General features: G+C 67.0%; 17 protein-coding genes. All 17 read right to left on the bottom strand.

From position 1 onward, the window contains the following. Positions 1–8: 8 nt before the first annotated feature. On the bottom strand, positions 9–1,010 hold the full coding sequence (locus tag ABIC50_RS11820) for a hypothetical protein (RefSeq protein ID WP_354163972.1): 1,002 nt from the start codon (positions 1,008–1,010) through the stop codon (positions 9–11). Next, complete coding sequence (locus ABIC50_RS11825) at positions 1,007–1,525, bottom strand: (2Fe-2S)-binding protein (protein WP_175665750.1); 519 nt, start codon at positions 1,523–1,525, stop codon at positions 1,007–1,009. Before ABIC50_RS11825 ends, ABIC50_RS11820 begins: the two co-directional genes overlap by 4 nt. Next, positions 1,522–4,254, bottom strand: a complete 2,733-nt coding sequence (locus ABIC50_RS11830; protein WP_354163974.1) for a xanthine dehydrogenase family protein molybdopterin-binding subunit — start codon at positions 4,252–4,254, stop codon at positions 1,522–1,524. Before ABIC50_RS11830 ends, ABIC50_RS11825 begins: the two co-directional genes overlap by 4 nt. A 733-nt stretch (positions 4,255–4,987) precedes the next feature. Beyond that, a complete protein-coding gene (locus ABIC50_RS11835; RefSeq protein WP_354163975.1) occupies positions 4,988–5,959 on the bottom strand; it encodes a type II secretion system F family protein in 972 nt (323 codons plus the stop codon). A gap of 38 nt (positions 5,960–5,997) precedes the next feature. Further along, the gene (locus tag ABIC50_RS11840; protein WP_175747064.1) at positions 5,998–6,975 is read right to left on the bottom strand and encodes a type II secretion system F family protein; all 978 of its coding nucleotides are present in this window, start codon (positions 6,973–6,975) and stop codon (positions 5,998–6,000) included. Positions 6,976–7,008: 33 nt separating this feature from the next. Further along, positions 7,009–8,376, bottom strand: coding sequence for a TadA family conjugal transfer-associated ATPase (locus ABIC50_RS11845; RefSeq protein WP_006753053.1), 1,368 nt, complete (start codon positions 8,374–8,376; stop codon positions 7,009–7,011). Between the two features lie 19 nt (positions 8,377–8,395). Beyond that, complete coding sequence (locus ABIC50_RS11850) at positions 8,396–9,604, bottom strand: CpaE/TadZ family protein (RefSeq protein ID WP_175700369.1); 1,209 nt, start codon at positions 9,602–9,604, stop codon at positions 8,396–8,398. A gap of 20 nt (positions 9,605–9,624) precedes the next feature. Next, entirely contained in the window at positions 9,625–10,068 is a 444-nt protein-coding gene (locus tag ABIC50_RS11855) for a TadE/TadG family type IV pilus assembly protein (RefSeq protein WP_354163977.1), read from the bottom strand. Continuing rightward, the gene (locus tag ABIC50_RS11860) at positions 10,065–10,598 is read right to left on the bottom strand and encodes a TadE/TadG family type IV pilus assembly protein (RefSeq protein ID WP_011661168.1); all 534 of its coding nucleotides are present in this window, start codon (positions 10,596–10,598) and stop codon (positions 10,065–10,067) included. The genes ABIC50_RS11855 and ABIC50_RS11860 overlap by 4 nt, the downstream gene beginning before the upstream one ends. Before the next feature lie 13 nt (positions 10,599–10,611). Continuing rightward, entirely contained in the window at positions 10,612–11,883 is a 1,272-nt protein-coding gene (locus ABIC50_RS11865) for a pilus assembly protein TadG-related protein (protein WP_354163979.1), read from the bottom strand. Positions 11,884–11,908: 25 nt separating this feature from the next. After that, positions 11,909–12,205 carry a hypothetical protein gene (locus ABIC50_RS11870; protein WP_011661166.1) on the bottom strand — a complete coding sequence of 99 codons (297 nt, stop codon included), beginning with the start codon at positions 12,203–12,205 and terminating at the stop codon, positions 11,909–11,911. Between the two features lie 20 nt (positions 12,206–12,225). Next, the gene (locus ABIC50_RS11875; protein ID WP_354163980.1) at positions 12,226–14,199 is read right to left on the bottom strand and encodes a type II and III secretion system protein family protein; all 1,974 of its coding nucleotides are present in this window, start codon (positions 14,197–14,199) and stop codon (positions 12,226–12,228) included. A gap of 113 nt (positions 14,200–14,312) precedes the next feature. Next, a complete protein-coding gene (gene cpaB, locus ABIC50_RS11880) occupies positions 14,313–15,158 on the bottom strand; it encodes a Flp pilus assembly protein CpaB (RefSeq protein WP_126224487.1) in 846 nt (281 codons plus the stop codon). Positions 15,159–15,193: 35 nt separating this feature from the next. Continuing rightward, positions 15,194–16,594 (bottom strand): DUF8689 domain-containing protein, encoded by a 1,401-nt coding sequence (locus tag ABIC50_RS11885; protein WP_354163982.1) that lies wholly within the window; start codon positions 16,592–16,594, stop codon positions 15,194–15,196. Between the two features lie 32 nt (positions 16,595–16,626). Further along, positions 16,627–17,166, bottom strand: coding sequence for an A24 family peptidase (locus ABIC50_RS11890; protein ID WP_126224483.1), 540 nt, complete (start codon positions 17,164–17,166; stop codon positions 16,627–16,629). A gap of 34 nt (positions 17,167–17,200) precedes the next feature. Beyond that, a complete protein-coding gene (locus ABIC50_RS11895) occupies positions 17,201–17,407 on the bottom strand; it encodes a Flp family type IVb pilin (RefSeq protein WP_354163984.1) in 207 nt (68 codons plus the stop codon). Between the two features lie 169 nt (positions 17,408–17,576). After that, positions 17,577–17,759 carry a Flp family type IVb pilin gene (locus ABIC50_RS11900; RefSeq protein WP_175727791.1) on the bottom strand — a complete coding sequence of 61 codons (183 nt, stop codon included), beginning with the start codon at positions 17,757–17,759 and terminating at the stop codon, positions 17,577–17,579. Between the last annotated feature and the right edge of the window lie 913 nt (positions 17,760–18,672).

Here is an 18,672-nt window from a genome sequence, read left to right on the forward strand (position 1 = left end):
CAGGCCCCCTATTTCACCGCCTGCGCCGCCTGCGCCGCCGGCGTGAAGCTGCACTTCGGATCGTTCTTGCCCCGCGCCGAACAGCATTCGAGCAGGTCGCTCACCGACTTCGCGTTCGCCGCATTCCATTCGTAGAGGCTCTTGTTGTTGTCGATCGGCATCCAGTGCGTGAGCGGATACCGGCTCGCGCGCGCGTTGCTGCCCTTCGGCGGCGGCAGCATTCCGGCCGCGAGCGGCACGTAGATCTTGCAGCTGTTCTGGTCGCCGATCCGATGACAGCCGATGCAGGTGTTGCCGGGCGTGCTGATCGCATGCGAAGTCCACGACGCGAAGTCGGCGCCGAGATTTACATACTTGCCCCACGGATCGGTCGGCACCTTGTTCCATACCTGCCCGATCCACGGGCTGTACATGACCGGGCTCGCGTCGTGACACGACACGCAACGCTTCGATGCGGTCGCGGACGGCTTCCACCAGAACTCGGCCGCGGACGGATGGCCGGGCGGCGGTGTCGTCTCGTTCGGCGGCGGCACGCGCGCCGCGTTCATGCCGGCCGTGCCGCCCTTCTCCGCATGAAACCAGCAGGTCTTGCCGTTGCCCGCATGGTGCAGCACGATGTCGACTTCGTCGTAATACGGGCTGCGGTTCGCGCGGATCTGCTTGCGACGGCAAAACGCCGAGATCTGCGTGTCGCCGTGGGACAGGTCGAGGATCTTCGAGTAAGGCGTGCACTGCCCGGACGTCGGCGCGTCATACGGCAGCAGCGCCGGGCGATCGCACGTCATGTGCGCCGCATAGCGCGCGGGCACGCGGCCGTTGACGGTGATCGGCACATCGGTGCCGGCGTTGCAGTCGAACGCGGGAATCTCGCCGATTTCGTCGGTGCACTGCTGCGCATACGCATGCAGCGACGCATCGGCGTTTTCCGCCGCGAGCGCGCCCGATACGCCGGGTGCCGCCTGCACGGCCAGCAGCATCGCCAGCGCGGCGACGCGGGTTCTCGTCGTCATGCCGCCCCCTTCGTGTAGCGCAGCGCCACCTTGCGAATGGCCTCGATGTACTTGACGTAGCCGGTGCAACGGCAGATGTTGCCGCCGACCCAGGTTTCGATCATCGCGTCCAGATCGCGCTCGTGCACCGGCTGCGCGCGCAGATGGTCGAGCATCGCGGTCGCGGCCATCAGGAAGCCCGACGCGCAGTAGCCGCACTGGAACGCGAACGACTCGAGAAAGCTCTGCTGCAGCGGCGACAGCGCGCCGCCCTGCGCGAGCCCTTCGATCGTGTACACGTGCATGTCGGCCATCGCGCTGACCGGCGTCGAGCACGACAGCGTCTTTTCCATCGGCGCATCGGGCGTGTTGCGCACGCCGACCGTGCACGCGCGGCACACGCCGATGCCGCAGCACAGCTTCGTGCCCGTCAGATCCCGCCGCTCGTGCAGGAAGTCGATGAGGTTCATGTCGCCGTCGGCGGCATCTGCTTCGACGGGCTTGCCGTTGATGGTCATCCGGACCGGATTGCTCATTGCAGCGCCTCCCGAATCTTCTCCGGCGTCACGGGCGTCACCCGGAACCGCCGCCCCGTCGCCATCGCGAGCGCGTTGAGCAGCGCCGGTGCGATCGGACACATCACCGCTTCCGCGATGCCCCGCGCATTGGCCGGATCGCCGGCCGGCGGCGGCAATGCGATCAGCTCCTGCACGGGGATGTCCGGCAGCCGCGTGACCTCGTAGCGATCGAGATTCCATCTGCCGCCGCCCGGCCCGTCCGGCCCCAGCGGGCAAGTCTCGGTCAGCACGTTGCCGATTCCCATCGCGACCGCGCCCTGCGACTGCCCTTCGACGAGTTCCGGCGACAACTGCCGGCCGACGCTCACGGCCGTCACCACGTGTTCGACCTTCACGCGCCCGGTCGCCGGATCGACCGCCACCGCCACGAGCGTCGCCGACGGCGCATAGGTCGTGCGCCCGTAGAGTGACGTGTTGACCGGCGGCGGCTGCAGCACGCGCTGCAGCGGCGCGAGGCGATACGGGTCGAGGCCGACCGCCACGTAGTCGTAGTCGATCTGCGCACTGCCGGACGCGAACGGATAGGTACCCTTCCAGAAGTAGCCGGCATAGCTCGCATGCACGGCCGCCACGGTCTGCAGGCCCAGCTTCCCGATCGTGCCCAGCAGCACCGGCCACGGAATCGGCGCGAGGCCGTTCGCGACGAGCGTGCGATCGACCCAGCGCACGTCCGCGGCCTGCACGTTCACGCCCCACCGTGCGCGCGCGGCCGGCAGCACGCTTTGCAGAAACAGCGCCTGCGCGGCCCCCTTCACCGCGTGGTATTGATGGAACGCGCCGAGGCACGCGCTCGACGAACCGTAGTAGTAGCGCACCCAATTCGGGGCGCTCGACGGGCCTTTAGGAGTGAGCCCGAGCGCGTTGAACGGCGCGATCTCGCTCATCGCAATCGTTTGCGCGTTCTGCCCGAGAAATTCAGCCGGGGCGAGACCCAGCGTCGTGGCCGCGCCGTTGCCCATGTCGGTGTACGGCGTGATCACGCGCAGGTTGCCGTCGGGCAGGATCTGCACCATCCCGAACATCCCGTCGCCGGACGTGCCGTACGCCTCGTTCGCCATCGCGAGACCCACGCCATACCGGAGGTTGCGCGCGTTGCGCTCGGCACGTGTCTGCTCACGCTCGAGCCATAGCGGATGACGCTCGAGCCGGTCGAGCAGCGCGTCGAGCTGCAGGTCGAACAGGATCGGCGCACCCGTGATCGCGCGGCCCTTGCCGGGACCGGGCGCCTTGCCGAGCAGATTGGCGCGTCGGATCTCGAACGGCGACAGCCCGAGCCGGCGCGCGGCCTCGTCCATCAGCGTCTCGATCGCCATGAACGCCTGCGGGCCGCCGAAGCCGCGCTGCGACCCGCCGAACACTTCCCGCGTATAGGTGGACGCGGCCTGCGCGCGTGCGCGCGGGATCTCGTAGCAACTCATCGCGCTCAACGCGGCAAGCTGCGCGACGTACGGCGACAGGTTCTTCTTGCCGCCGCCGTTCAACAGGAAATCGCAAGTGATCGCTTGGAGCTTGCCGCGACGGTCGAACCACAGCGATTCGGAAAACTGCGTCTCGCAGCGTTTCAGGCCGACCTGGAATTGTTCGTAGCGCGACTGCTGCCAGCGCAGCGCGCCCTTCGCGAACGGCGCCGCCAGCGCCAGATACAGCGGGAAATACGACTTGTCGCGTCCGCCGAAGCCGCCGCCCGGGTAGCACGCGATCACATGCGCCTCCTTGACCGCGATGTCGCTGCCGTCGAACAGCGCGCACGCGCCGGTCGCATCGTCGTTCGCCGACTGCGTGCCGAGCACGAGGCTCATTTTCGCGGCGGACGTGTCGTACCAGGCGAGTCCCGACTCGGGCTCCATGAACATCGGGTCGATCGCCGGCGTCTGGAAGCCGTTGTCGCCGGTCGCGCGAACGCCGATCCACGCGCCGGCAGCCGCCTGCCGGGCAATCGTCGCGTCGATGTTGGCGACTGCCGCCTCGCGTTCCTCCAGGTACTTCGCGCTCGGCTTGCCGTTGCTGTCGGTCTGGTAGTTGTCGACGTAGTTGAACCGCCGTTCGTCGTCGCGCACGTAGACGGTCACCGGCAGATACGGCACGACCGGTGCGGCCGGGCGCGTGCCGGTCGATGCGCCGTAGCGGATCACGCTGCGATTGAAGTCGAGCAGCTTCTTCGCGCGGCGATAGACGTCGAAGTTCTCGAAGATCAGCAGCGCGGCCGGTTGCCCGTAGCAGTCCGCCGGATGACCGGGCCGCGCGAGCCAGTAGATGTCCTGGTTCGCGATCGGATCGGGTTCGGGCGCAAGCGGAATCCGGCGCGCGCTCAGCAACGCGCTGTCGACGATCGCGATCGGTCGCAGCTCGGGCGGCAGCACGCTGAGATCGTAGCCCTGGTACACGGCGTCGACCCGGTCGCAGCGCAACGCATAGAGCCAGTTTTCCCGCTGCGGCCAGCCGACGAAGTCGCGAGCCTTGAAGTCGCGCGCGTAGATCTTCTGGCCCGTGACCTTCGGCATGCCGTCGATGCGCCAGCGCGCCTTGCCGGGCACCGGCGCCCAGTTCGGGCCGTTCGCGTCGGCCTGCGCTGCGTCGCCCGCGGCGAGCACGACGGCCGGCAAATGGGTGACCGACACGGCGACGACGGCGCCGCTACCGGCGAGCTTCAGAAACGTCCGGCGTGTCACAGGCACATGGATGGCCATGCTGCGTCCCTCGTTCGAATTGTTATGTCGGCCCGTCGACTGCGCGACGCGCGTCGCCACGCCGGCCGCGTGGGCGCCGATGCGCAGGTGTCGATGAGAAGATGGTGTACCGGGCGCGGTTGCGGGCGCCGGTGCTCAGGAGTCAGGAGGCAGAGAATGCGCGACGATGCCCGGCGGGTTCGCGGGTTCGCGCCACGCGGAGGGGCGCCTGTTCGATGAAGCGTCGGACCGCGTGCGTCGCGCTGTGTGTTCGTTCATGGTTCCCCCGGCCTTGATCGTGGACGACTGGCCTGTTTTCCGTATCGTCGGGCAGACGCTCGATTTTCAGTTGTCGTGTTCGATATATCGGGCACGCAGGTCAATCGCCCGTGCGCACCGTCGTTCGAGCCTGATTTTGAATAATCGTAGGAATTCGAAACGGGAATTTCAAGGGGATTTTCGAGCGGCACGCGCGGTGCGCATCGGTCTTTCCGGGCCGACTTCCCGTCCGGCCGGCGCGCTGCCGCGGCTGCGTTCGCGACTAGCCGCAGGGGGCCACCCGCACGGGCAGTGGACTACGGCTGTGTCCACGGTCGACCATGGGTCCGGGTTGCGTTGACGCCGCTTTGATCGACCTGCCTCGCGGCGCCGCCCGGGGGAGGAGGAGCCTCCCATGAAGACCTTATCGTACCGGCCGACCCGTGCTGCCGGGCCGGCACGCCCGTCCGTTTCGCGCGGCCACTCGCGCCGCTACTCAGTGTCCGATGCTGGCGAAGGACGGCAGCAGCACGCGATACACGTGAATCATCGCCGGCCCGAGCAACACGCACATGAGTGCCGGGAAGATGTTGAAGATCAGCGGGAACAGCAGCTTCAGCGCGATCTTCGCGGCCCGTTCCTCGGCGCGCATCCGCCGCCGCGTGCGCAGCATGTCGGACAGCACGCGCAGCGATTCGGCGATGCTCGTGCCGAAGCGGTCGGCCTGGATCAGCATCGCGCAGAACGATTCGATATCCTCCACGCCGGTGCGCAGCGCGAAATTGCGCAGCGCGGTTTCCTTCGTGAACCCGGAACGCATCTCGAGCAGCAGCAAGTCGAGCTCGCCCGCGACCACTTCGCTGCGAAAGCGCAGTTCCTCGCTCACCCGCATCAGCGCCGCATCGAGCCCGAGCCCGGCTTCGACGCAGACGGTCAGCAAGTCGAGCGCATCCGGGAAATCCTCGAAGATCACCCGCTGACGCGTCGCGATCCGCCGCGAGAGGATCACGTTCGGCACGTAGTAGCCGATCCCGGCGAGCGTGACGAGAATGAACGACAGCAACATGCGCTGCTCCGCGAGCCGCGTCGTGGCGAGCGCCAGCAGCGCCGCGCCCGGCAGCACCAGCGCGAGCACCGTCTTCGCCGCGAAGTAAAGCGCGCCCGCGTTCGGATTGCGCCAGCCGGCATTCATCAGCCGGATCCGCAGCGGAGAATTCTCCCAGCCTTCCTGCGGCACCGACAGCCGGGAAATCGGCTGCGACAGCTCGACGAGCTTCGCGATCCAGCGCGACGTTTGCCCGTCGCCGTCCGCACCGCCGCCGATGCCCACACTTGCTCCGCTCGCCTGCTGAATCCGGCGCTCGATGTTGCGCGGCGCAAACAGCAGCATCGCGACCAGCACGCCGCCGGCGACGAAGATGAACAAGCCGGCCAGCATCACGGTATGTATTACGCTCAGGGTTTGCATGACAGCCTCGAATCGGTTCGTGAAGCCTGAGACACGCGTCAGACGCGAATGCGAATGATGCGGCGAATCCACAGCAGGCCGAATGCCATCGACCCCAGCATCACGCCGACCATCTTGATGCCTGCCGGATCCTGCCAAAGCACCGACAGAAACTCCCGGTTCATCATTGCCATCATGGCCGCGGTGCCGAACGGCAACAGCCCGAGGATCCAGGCCGACAGCCGCCCTTCCGCCGACAGCACGCGGACCTTGTCGAACAGCTTGAAGCGCTCGCGCACGAGCGACGCGATGCTGTCGAGCAGCTCGGCCAGGTTGCCGCCGGTCTCGCGCTGGATCAGCACCGCGATCACGAAGTAGCGCAGGTCGTGGGCCGGCACGCGCGTCGCGAGGTTCACCAGCGCATCGTGCAGCGACACGCCGTAGTTGATCTCGTCGAACGTGATCCGGAATTCACCGCCCATCGGATCCGGAAACTCCTCGCCGACCATCCCGAGCGCGCTCGAGAACGAATGGCCGGAGCGCAACGCGCGCGCGATCATGTCGCAGATATCCGGCAGCTGGCGCTCGAGCTTCAGCATCCGCCGGTTGCGATGCCGCATCACGTACATGGCCGGCAGGCATGCGGTCAGCAGCGCAATCGGCAGCACGACGATCAGCGGCAACGGGCTGACGGCCAAGGCGAGCGCCGCCGTGACCGGCAATACGGCGCTGATCGTGACCAGCTTTGCGACCGTCCAGTCGAGCCCCGACTGCTGCAGCACCAGGTCCAGCGCCTGAATACGTGGCACCCGCATCAGCAGCCGGTCGAACGGCTTCGACTCGTCGAGCATGCGCTTCTTGAGAATCGACAGTCGCTCCTGCTGCACGCTGCCGCCGGCCGACATCGCGCGCAGGCGCGACTCGAGCCGGCGTGCCGCGGCACCATGACGCGCGTTCCACCATTGATAGACGCCCTCGATCGCGAGCACGACCGCGACGAAGGTGAGAATCACAAAACCGTAATAGATCGAGTCCATGAGGCCTCCCCGGAATCAGACGATGGCGCGTCGTCACTTCGTCTCGTAACGCTGCGCCGGGTCGTACAGCGAATCCGGCAGGTTGATGCCGAACGCCTGGAGCCGCTCGGCGAACTTCGGCCGCACGCCGGTCGCGCAGAAGTGTCCGCGCACCGTACCGTCGCGATCCATGCCGGTGCGCTTGAACGTGAAGATCTCCTGCATGTTGATGATGTCGCCTTCCATCCCGGTCAGCTCCTGAATGCTGACGATCTTGCGCTTGCCGTCGGTGAGCCGCGTCGCCTGGACCACCACCGAGATCGCCGACGCGATCTGCTGGCGCATCGTCTTCGGCGGCAGCGTCAGGCCGCCGACGCTGATCATGTTCTCGAGCCGCGTCAGCGCATCGCGCGGCGTATTCGCGTGGATCGTCGCGAGCGAGCCTTCGTGGCCGGTGTTCATCGCATTGAGCATGTCGAGCGCTTCCGCGCCGCGCACTTCGCCGAGAATGATCCGGTCCGGCCGCATCCGCAGCGCGTTGCGCACGAGCGTGCGTTGCGTGATCTCGCCCTTGCCCTCGATGTTCGGCGGCCGCGTTTCGAGCCGCAGCACGTGCGGTTGCTGCAGCTGCAGCTCGGCCGCATCCTCGATCGTCACGATCCGCTCCGAGCGCGGAATGAAGCCCGACAGGATGTTAAGCAGCGTCGTCTTGCCGCTGCCGGTGCCGCCCGATACGAGCACGTTCACTTTCGCGTGGGCCAGCGCGTCGAGCAGTTCCGCCATCGGCGGCGTGAGGCTCTGGTAGCTCACGAGGTCGTCCATCTTGAGCGGGTTGACCGCGAAGCGCCGGATCGACATCAGCGGCCCGTCGATCGCCGACGGCGGAATGATCGCGTTCACGCGCGAACCGTCCGGCAGACGCGCATCGACCATCGGGGTCGATTCGTCGATGCGCCGCCCGACCCGCGACACGATCTTCTCGATCACCTTCATCAGGTGCGCGTCGTCGTAGAACGTCACGTCGGTCAGCTCGAGCTGGCCACTGCGTTCGACGTAGACTTGCCGGTACGTGTTCACGAGGATGTCGGAGATGCCGGGGTCGCGCAGCAGCGACTCGAGCGGGCCGAAACCGAACATTTCGTCATACACATCGATCGCGAGCTGGCGCCGCTCGATGTCGTTCGCGAGCAGCCGCTCCTCGTCGAGAATGCGCGAGATCAGCGACGAGATTTCCTGCCGGACCTGTTCCTGCGGCAGGCGTGACAGGCGCTCGAGCTCGACGCGATCGAGCACCGTCAGGTGAATTTCACGGCGCAGCTTCTGGTACGCATCGCGTACCGACGAATGCGCCGCACCTGCCGGTTCGGTGCCCGCCGCCTGCGGCTGCGTCCGGTACAAGGACATCTGTTCGCGCAATGACATGATGGTTTCCCCGAAAGAGTCACATGGATTTGAGCTTCGGCGTGGCCTTGCGGCCGAACAGCCGGGACATCAACGGTTCGCTGCTGGACGTGCCGTGCCGCGTGCGCACGTCCCCTTCGACGATCTGCTTCGCGCAGGCCTGCAATGCCCGCGTAACGGCAGCGCTACGTGCGACGCGCGAGGCCGGATGCCCGAGGTCGAGCGCTTCGCGCACCGTGTCGACGTCGTCGGGTATCGTGCAGCTCGCATGCAGGCCGAGCACTTCCTCGAGCGCGGCGCGGGACCGGTCGCCCGCGCGCGTCATCCGGTTCACCACCAGCCGCAACTGGTCGACCGGGTAGCCGAGCGACACGAGAATCTCCAGCAGCCGGCGGCCCGCGCGCACGTGCGGCATCGCGGGCTGCAGCACGAGCTGAATCTGGTCGCTGCGGTCCAGCGCGATCATCGACAGCGGGTTGATGCTCACGCCGATGTCGAAGATCACGAAGTCGTAGCGCGGCGCCGCGACGCCGAGGATCCATTCGAGCGCATCCTCGCGCATCTCGGCGGCCTTGACCGGATCGCCCGCGCCCGCCAGCACGTGGAAGGTCGGCGTCACGTGCGCGACGCTCGCGTCGAGAAACGCGCCGTCGAGCCGCTCGATCTGCGCGCAGAGCTGCGGCAGCGTCGACGGCGGCGTTTCGTCGCTGACGAGGAACGCGGCATCCGCGAACTGCTGGTTCAGATCGACCAGCAGCACGCGGCGCTTGTGGGCTTCGGCGATCTCGTACGCGACGTTGCTCGCCGCGAAGCTCGTGCCCGCGCCGCCCTTGCACGACATGAACGATACGAAGCGCGTGTCGTCGCCGTCGCGCCGCGTGCTTTGCGCGGCGGCGCGTTCGAGCGCGCGGGTGAGCGCGGCCGGATCGATCGGCCACTGCAGCACGTCGCGCGCGCCGGCGCGCATTGCGTCCAGCAGCACATGGGGCGCTGCATCCGCGGTCACCAGGATGCCGATCAGGCACGGGTGCAGCCGGCAGATCCGCTCGATCGCCGACAGCTCGGCCGCATCGGTCAATGCGCCGTCGATCAGCAGGATATCGAATGAATCGAGTCCATCGGTGCGATGCTCGATCTGGGACGGCCGACCGTGCGCGCGTGTCACGCGATAGTGTCCGCTGTCCGTGACCAGACGCGCGATCTGCATGAGCCGGGCGGTATCGTCGGCGGCTACGAGGATATTGATCATGACTGTGCCTCGTCGGTTCGTTATTGACAGGCGCTGCCGCCCGTCGAGGAGTTCAGGCTTTCCCGCGACAGCGTCGTGGTGAACGACGGCATCGTGATCGCAACGTTCGCGATCGGGATCATCGTGTTGACAGTGACATTGCTGATGCTGACGGTCACGAACGAGCAGGAGCTCACGTCGCAGCCTGACGGCGAGTAGCTCACCGACACGTTCGAGTCGGCCAGGATCGGCATGAGCGACCGCACGCGCTTCACGACGCCAGCGGCGTTCACGTCGCAGACGATCGCCGTGCGGGCGCCGAGCCGGATGGCCTCGCTCGCCGTGTTCCAGTAAAACAGCACGCGCCCGAATTCGAAGATGCCGATCAGCAGCATGATCAGGATCGACGCGATCAGCGCGAATTCGACGATCGTGGAGCCGCGTTGGGCGCGACGGCGCGACGGCGGAGAGGGACGCGGGTTCATGACACTTGCCTCATCACGGTGACGATGTTGCCGAAGGTGATCGACGACAGCCCCGGGTAGGCCGGAATCGGCTGGTACTGATAGCCCTTCACCTTCACTTCGACGAGGTTGATGCTGCCGGTCGCCGTGCCGCTTGGCGCGTTGTTGGTCGAGTCGTAGGTCGGCAGGTTCGCGAACTGCGACGGGTCGGACGCGTCGCCGCAATCGGTCGAATGCGTGGCGTCGCACACGATCACCATCGACGTCGTGAGCCCCGGCACCAGCTCGGTACCGGCGGAGCCGCACGTGGTGCTGCCGTACACGACGAGGCACTGCGCCGCCGCGAGCGGATACGCGCTGTCGTTCGGCAAAAACACCGACAGGTAGCGCGCCGCGTTGCGCGTCGCCTTCGTGAGCGTCTCGTACTGGTAGATCGCGCGTCCGAACTCGGCCACGCCGGTCGCGAGCACGATCATCGGCATCAGCACGAGCGCGAATTCGACCGCGGCGACACCGCGCATGCGTGACCGGCGAATCGGGAGCCTCTTCATGATCGTGTCTCCTCTATTGAACGAGCATCGGTACCTTGATACCGACCGAGCTGCCACTGCCCGGCAGGCCGTGCGTCGCGCACGGCGTGGTGCCGGAGGCCGTGGAGCCGAGGTATTCGAGGTGCGCCACGACCCCGCCGGCTCCCGGGCTGAACGGCAGCGGATCGAGCATCAGCACGCAGTCCCACTGCGTGACGTGCACCTTGCCGCTGCTGCCCGACAGCGTCGAGCAATCGCCCTCGGGGGCCAGCGCGACCCGGCGGTCGCCGCCATACGTCTGGTAGTTGCTGGCCGAGACGGTCCCGTTGGTCGAGATGCCGCTGCCGGTGGGCGGCGTGCCGTCGCCCTGGTAGGCCTTGAAGCTCGCGCGATCGAGCACGAACTGCGTGTACGCGTCGCCGACGATGCCCGGGGTTCCCGGCGGTCCGTAGTTCGGGCCGACATACGCATAGCCGGTGAAGTCAGGCTGGCCGCTCGAGCCGTTGGCGCCGTTCGTATAGATGCCGAAGCGGGTGTTCCAGGCGCGCAGCGATGCGGCCTTCAGGCCCGTCGAACCGAGGTCCGGCGGCGACGTGATGTTGCAGGTGTTGCCGGACAGTTCGCTGGCGATGGTCGGCTCGTTCGTCGAGCCGTCGAGCGCCGCCCAGCCGAAGTTGCCGGGCCCGTACGTCGTCGACGAGCCGGACGGCGACGAGATCCAGTCGCCGACCTTGTACGGCGCGGAGGACGCCGGCTTGCACACGAACACCGGAATCGCACAGGTGGTCTGCCCGGCCCCGACCGTCGCGATCGCGCTGGCCGCGACCTGCGACGCGTTCGCGACCTGCACGCCCGGAATCGTGTTGAGCACCTCGATGAACCAGTGCGCGATGTTGCTCAACTGCGCGGTGCACTTCACGTACTTGACGTTCGCCGGCGTGGCGACCGCCGTCTTGGTCAGGAACGGATTGGTCAGCGAATCGCTGAACGTGACATTCGAATCCGTCTGCATCTGTACCGCGTTCTGCTGAAAGAACGCGAAATTCGCGTGGCCGGCGGCGATGCCGTCGGCTTCCGCGACCTGCAGGCTGATGGCCGACGTCAGGTCGCGCGCAGCGGACAGCGCGCATGAATCGGCGCTGTTCTGCAGTTCGCTGCGCGTGACGTACAGCTTGCCGAGGTCCAGCGCGAGACCGACGAACCCGATCATCATCGCCAGTGCGAGACCGACGATGATTGCGACGGCGCCTTGCTGACGATGCAGACTGTGACGCGTGAGCTTCGGATGACGAGCTGCGCTGGACATGGCGTTCTCCCTGAGCGTGCCTGTTTTATTGCGCCGACTTGCCGATGCCGATCACGAATGCATTGGCTTTCGGCTCGGGTTGCTTGAACGACTTGTCGTAGTTGTCGAGCGCGGACGCGGCGGCCCGGCCATCGACCCCGGCGTGCGTTGCCGCGTGTTCCCCGGCATGCGGATCGATGATCTGGGCCTGCGTGACGGCGCGGACCGAGTCGCCGAAGCGGCTGTCCCACACCGGGCTCGACGACATGCAGCCGGCAAGCGCGAACGCGAGCGGGACGGCAAGCGCCGCGCGGCGCACGAATACGAGGTAGGCGGATTTCATGAGCTTCCCCTTGGATAGCTTCAACGATCGGTGGACTGGGGTGCCGCGCTCGCCCGCGCGATCTGCGCATGGGCGGCCGGCACGTTGGGCGTCGGACGCGGCGCAGGTTTCGCCGGCGTGGCGGAGCCGGCCGCCGCGAGGCGCGCGGCGGTGGCTTCGATCCGCGCGATGCGTGCCGCGCCGGCCGCATCGGCCTGCGGTTGCGCGGGCGCTTGCGGCTGCGGCCGCGCGGCAGGCGCCGGCTCGGCGTTCACCGCCCCCGCGGCCTCGGCCGTTGCAGCGCCGGCCTTCTCCGGCTGGGCCGGCACCGGCGCCGGGGCCTGGGCGGGCTGCGGCGCACGCGGCGCGGGCAGTGCGGCGGCAGGTGCGACCGGCGCGGCCGATTGCGGCGCGGGGGCCGGTGCCGAAGCCGGCGTCTGCGGTGCCGCGCCGCTCGACGGTTGCATGGTCGCCTTGCGGACACCCTTGCGGCCTTCCATGTTGCCGGTCGCGTACACGTCGATTTCGCTCGGCTTCGAGAAGCTGTCGGTCGGCAACGGCACGTCGGCGGTCTGCAGCGGCCTCACCAGGTGCGGCGTGATCAGGAAGATCAGCTCGGTGCGGTCCTGCTGGAACGACGTGCTGCGGAACAGCGCGCCGAGCACGGGCACCTCGCCGACGCCCGGGATCGCCTTGAGCGAGCCGCTCGCGTTGTCCTTGATCAGCCCGCCGATCGCGAACGATTCGCCGTCGCTCATCTGGACCGTCGTCGACGCACGCCGGGTCGTGATCAGCGGCAGGATCGACGTGCCGCCGATGTTCGTCGCGCTCAGCGTGACGCCCGTCTGCGACAGCTCCGACACCTCCGGCGCGACCTTCAGGCTGATCCGGCCGTTCGCGAGCACCGTCGGCGTGAACTTCAGCGCGACGCCGAACTCCTCTTCCTGCAGCGTGATCGACGACGTGCCCGTGCCGCTGCTCTGCGGGACCGGGATGAAGATCTTGCCGCCGGCAAGGAACGTCGCCTCCTGGCCGCTGATCGTCACGAGGTTGGGCTCCGCGAGGATCTTGACGAGGTTGTCGGTGTTCTGCGCGTCGGCCGCGACGCTGAACGGCTTGTTGTTCGCCTTGTTGAAGATCCCGGCGCTGGCAACGCCCGCGAGCAGGTTGCTGACCAACGCACCGCTCCACGAACCGAAGCCGCCCTGGATGTTGAATGCGGTGCCCATCTGGTTGATCAGCGTCTTCGACACTTCGGCGACCTTCACCTCGAGCATCACCTGCTGCGGCGACGTGACGGCCAGCATGTTCAGTACGCCGGCGCCCTTGCCGGCCCCGCCGCCGCCCTCACCGGCGCTGTCGCTGTACGCATGGGCGATCTGCACGGCCTGCTGCGCGGCCTGCGAGTTCGACACGGTGCCGGCCAGCACGATCGTGCCGGCGGCGGTCGACACGTGAATGTCGCGCTCGCCCGGCATCAGCTGCTGCAGCGACGACTGCAGGCCGCCTGCGTCCGCGCCGACCGCCACGTCGATCACGCGGCATGCGCCGCTCCTGCCCTGCACGATCATGTTGGTCGTGCCGACCGACAGCCCGAGGATGTACAGCGTCTGCGGCGACACCATCGTCGCCTGCGCGACGGCCGGATTGCCGATGGTGCGGTTGCGCACCGGCTCCGGCATCGGCACGAGCAGCGACTTGCCGAGCGGCACGGTGACGCTGGTCGCATCACGCACCGCGCCCACGCAGTTCGGTCCGCGCATCGGCGCCGCCGATGCGGCGGCCGCGGTGGCCGGCGCCGGCGCCATGCTGATCGTCATCTGCATCGGCCCCTTCGCGACGGCGGCCGGCGCGCTGGCACCGCCCTTCATCAGCGCGGCCGATTCGGCGCCTTCCTGGGCCAGTGCGCTGTACACGGTCAGCGTTCCTGCACAGAGGATCGCGGCCATCATCGCGCCCCGGGCGATGCGCGTGCGCACCGGGCGGGTACCTGAATATTGCGGATTGATCTTCATTTCGTCTGATCCCCCGAGTGACCGGCGAGTCGCCGGTTTTTGCCTTGCAAGGCCGCCGTGCCTTGACGGCGGCCGATCTGGTTAATCTGGTTATCTGGATGTGTGCTGCATTTTCAGAAGCATTCGACGCTGCCGTGCACACCGGTCAGTACACCGACGCAATCGCGGCGCGCTTCCGGTGCGGCGTGCGACGCGACATGCACGCGCACGGTCCGTACGTGCGCGGGTGCCGGTGCGGGCGTCGCATCGGGTACCGGGGCCTTGCCGAGCAACGTCAGCTTGGTTGCGCCGTCGGTGGTCAGCGTCTTCTGGTCGACCTGGTTGCGCAGCACGAGCGACAGCGTGCCGACGCTGCGCGCGAGGTCGAGACGTTCGGCCTGATCGGGCGTGACTTCGAGCGTCACCGCGTTGACGACCTTCGGTGCGGTGTCGTCGCGGCTGACCTGCTGCGCGACGGCGAGCACGAGGATGTGCTCGAGCACGATCTTCGAGATGCTCTGCCCGTCGGTCTTGCCCTGCTGTTCCTGCGTGTTGACGATCACGTCGACGTAGTTGCCCGGCAGCGCGAAGCCCGCGACGCCGACCACGTCGTTCACCCGCACTGTGATCGCGCGGCTGCCGTCGGCGATCACCGCTGACAACCCGCCCTTCGTGCCCACCGGCGCGAGCTTCGACTCGATCACCGGCTCGCCGCGGGCGAGGCTCGTGCGCACGACGCGCCCTTCGAGCTCCTTCGTGTCGGCGAACGCGCCGGTCGGCACGCTGCCCGACGGCCAGCTCACCATGTGGATCTGGTTCGGCCCGAGCGGCTCGCCCAGGTTCAGGTCGGTGGTCGCGACCGCGACCGACGTGACCGAGCTGCTGGATGTATGCATCAACCAGCGGGATGCGAACACGACCGCGGCTAGCCCCGCGACCATCGCGATGATCAGCATCATGACCGCTCGACTGTTTTTCATGGCAATGCTCCTCAACGAATCGTGAAAGAAACGGCTCAACCGGTTATGTACGTGCGCCCGCCGTGATCGACAGGCGGCGGATGCCCGCCGTCGCGCGCCGGCGCCGAGCCAAAATAGCTGGCCCATGCGTCGTACAGCGCGTCGTGCGTCACTTCGGGCGGATCGCCGCGATACCGCGCGCCGGCGGCGACGAGGCGCAGCAGATCCATCGGGAAGCATGCGAGATAGGCCTTGCCGCTCGGCAGGTGCAGCCGGTGCAGCAGATAGTCGAATGCGTCCTGTGCCGGCACCAGCCCGAGCGACACGCATGCGGCATCGAACACCGCGCGGTAGTGGTCGATCGACATCGCGCCGACGTGAAGCTTGGAGCCGAGCCGGCGCAGGAACGCATCGTCGGCGAACTGCTCCGGTGCCAGGTTGCTCGAGAACACCGGCCAGACGTCGAACGGCAGCACGAGACGATTGCCGGACTCGAGTGTCAGGAAATCGACGCCGCGGTCGAGCGGGCGCAGCCAGCGGTTGAGCAGGTCGCGCGGCTCGACGCGCTGGCGGCCGAGATCGTCGACGACGTACATGCCCATGTTCGCCTTCATGTGCGGCGGCGCCTGATAGAAACCCGCCCCTTCGTCGCGGCGCAGGTCGAGCTCCGCGAGCGTCAGCTCGCCGCCCGACATCACGACCGGCCGCTCGCACAGGCGCCAGCGGCGATCGACCGATTGGCCGTCGGCTTGCGACGGCGCGTCGACATGCACGATCGGGTCGTAGATCTGGATCACTTCGCCGGCGGCGTAAATGGCGTGCGGCACCGGCACGTGCCCGCCCATCAGCGCGCCAAGGCGCTCCGCGAGGAAAGTCTTGCCGCTGCCGGCGGGGCCGTGGATCAGCAGCGGACGGCCGGCGTTGAGCGCGGCGGCCGCCGAATCGAGGACCGCCGTGTCCATGACGACGCCTTCGAATACGGCCCACACGTCGTTCTGGGACACGCGCAGCTTGCGCACCGAATGGTCGGACACGCAATCGAGATACGCGTCGAGCGTCACCGGCGCGGGGCCGCTGTAGCTGCTGCGCGCACGCTCTTCGAGCGCGAGCACGCGGCCCGCGTCGGTCAGGCGGAACGTCACGTCGAGGTCGGTCTTGCCGCGATGGGTCAGTTCGACCAGATGCTCGCGCACCAGGAACGCGAAGACATCATCGAGCACCGCGAGCGGCAGGCAGTGGCGCTCGATCAGGACACCGTACGACGGGCGACCGAGCACCAGCGTCGACTTCAGCACGAGCCCTGCGACGAACGCCTGGGTCAAGCCGGTTTCCTCGAGCGAGCGCGGCGCCGGCGGCAGCAGCGCGCCCGGTTTCGCATGCACCTCCCGCGACGGCGGCGGATACGGCAGGTGTGCAACCTGCGCGTCGCGTTTCGGTTCGGTGGGGATCGTGTTCATGTGCGTTTCATCCTCGTTGCGGGTTCGTCACGCTATACAGACGAAACGAACAGCATGCCCAGCGTGCCGGCGGCAATTGCTACGCCATACGGCAACGCGCCAACCGACGCGAATTCCACGGGGCCGTCGGTTGCCCCTGCATACGCGCCGGTCGAGCGGTGCGCGATCAGCGCCCACACGTTCGCGCACATCTGGCGCATGCGTCCGCGCAGCAGTGCGAAGCCGATCGCGCCGATCCCGCCGACCAGAAAGGTGGCCAGCACGATGTAGAACGTCATCTGCGCGCCGACCCATGCGCCGATCGCGAGCATCAGCTTCACGTCGCCTGCAGCCATTCCGCGCAGCAGATAGAACGGCAGCAGCAGCCCGAAGCCGGTCGCCGCGCCCGCCAGCCACGCAAGCGCACCTGCCTGGATCCCGTGCAGCGCGCACTGTGCGATCAGCGCGCCGACCAGACCGAGCGCGACGAGCCGGTTCGGAATGCGTCGGCTCGTGATGTCGGTGCTGGCCGCGACGATCGCGAGCAGCGTCACGCACAACGGAACCGGGTAAGGCAGCGCGGCAGGCAGCAACATGGCGGACCTCGATTGAACGTAATGTCAGGGATCACTGACCCAGTGCGGTATTGACTGCATCGGTCACGACCGACGCGATCATGTCGTACATATCCTGAAGCGAGCCTTTCAGCGTGACGACGCTTCCCAGCACGACGGTGGCGAACATCGCCGCAAGCAGCGCATATTCGATCGACGTCACCCCCTGCTCGTCGTCGATCCATCGCGATATCGCACCTGCCTGTACCCTGACCCGCATGGCGTCCTCCGACTCGGTTTGATCAAAAGAGCGGAGGCGGCTCGAGCACTGCACCGGCCGAGCCATCCGCCGTTCGTTGCATCCGACATCTGTTGGTGTTGCGTCCGGCCCTGCACGCGTGACGGGATGGCGACGAACGGGCCGGACCCACCGTTCGCCGCCCCGCCATTCAGATGGCCGAGTTGAGATCGTCTGCAATCGTGTTGAACACGGTCTTGAGATCCGTTCCGACCGCCGTCAGCGCTGCAACGAGTCCGACTGCGATCAGTGCGGCAATCAGGCCGTATTCGATGGCCGTCACGCCTTTCTCGTCTTGGACGAAACCGCGGACCTTCTGGATGAACTTGGACATGGCTCTTCTCCTTTCGCACTACTATGAAAATCCCGTTGTCGGGGATCGACGCGGGGAGCGGGGTACTACCGGCACAACAAAAGAATGCGGATGTAGCGCTCAGCGACGCACACGGCAAGGTACGAGCCTGGCCTGGCGAACGATCGTCGGTGAGCTGATGCGTGCGATATGCATGCATGCTGCGATCGGGCGGAACGCGCGATCGAGCAGAACGGCGAGACCGTTCCGGGCATGAATACGGATTGAGCGGATGACGCCAACGCGTCGATGCTGCTGCAGATCTTCTGCGCGGCGTGCAAGCCGCGGCGTGCTCCGGTCTTTCATTTTTATTCCCCAAATGCTGTCATGTGATTCTTGTTGCGCGGACGATGCCGTCGCGTATCGCTCGGTCGACGATTCCGGCGGTTTTCAAGGCCTGGGCGGCGTATTCCCCGATGCGCCCTCGATCCGTTGCTTTCCGCAGGTGATTCAGTCCGGTTCGGTGAGTCCGTTGCTTGAACCGGTCATTCGTCACATCGTCGACTGTCGTGCGGACCTTGACGCAAAGAGCAGGCCAGCCGCAAAGAAAGCCAGGCGCAGCAAGGGTTCGGGCGATTCGCCCACCAGTGGGGCTTCGGCCCGATGCGCGAAATGTTTCAGATTTGATATACGCGTGCCGGTCGCCGTGACGTGCCGGCGTGAGCGCCGCCGCGCTGTGCAAGGCATCAAAAAATTTTCTCGGGACTTTCCCGAATCCGCGAGGCCGCTCCTCCGACGCCGGTTCCACGACGTGCCGGACCGGCCAAAAACCCGGAATGTTTCAAGCGAGAAACATCATTTGCGCCGGCGCGGTTGTTTCTGACGTCAAAACCCGGTTTTCGGCCCTGTCGCCGCCAAATCGATATTTCACGATTCAGCCGGCGGTTTGCGTCAC

It is taken from the genome of Burkholderia sp. 567 (assembly GCF_040545115.1).
Taxonomy (GTDB): Bacteria; Pseudomonadota; Gammaproteobacteria; order Burkholderiales; family Burkholderiaceae; genus Burkholderia; species Burkholderia ambifaria.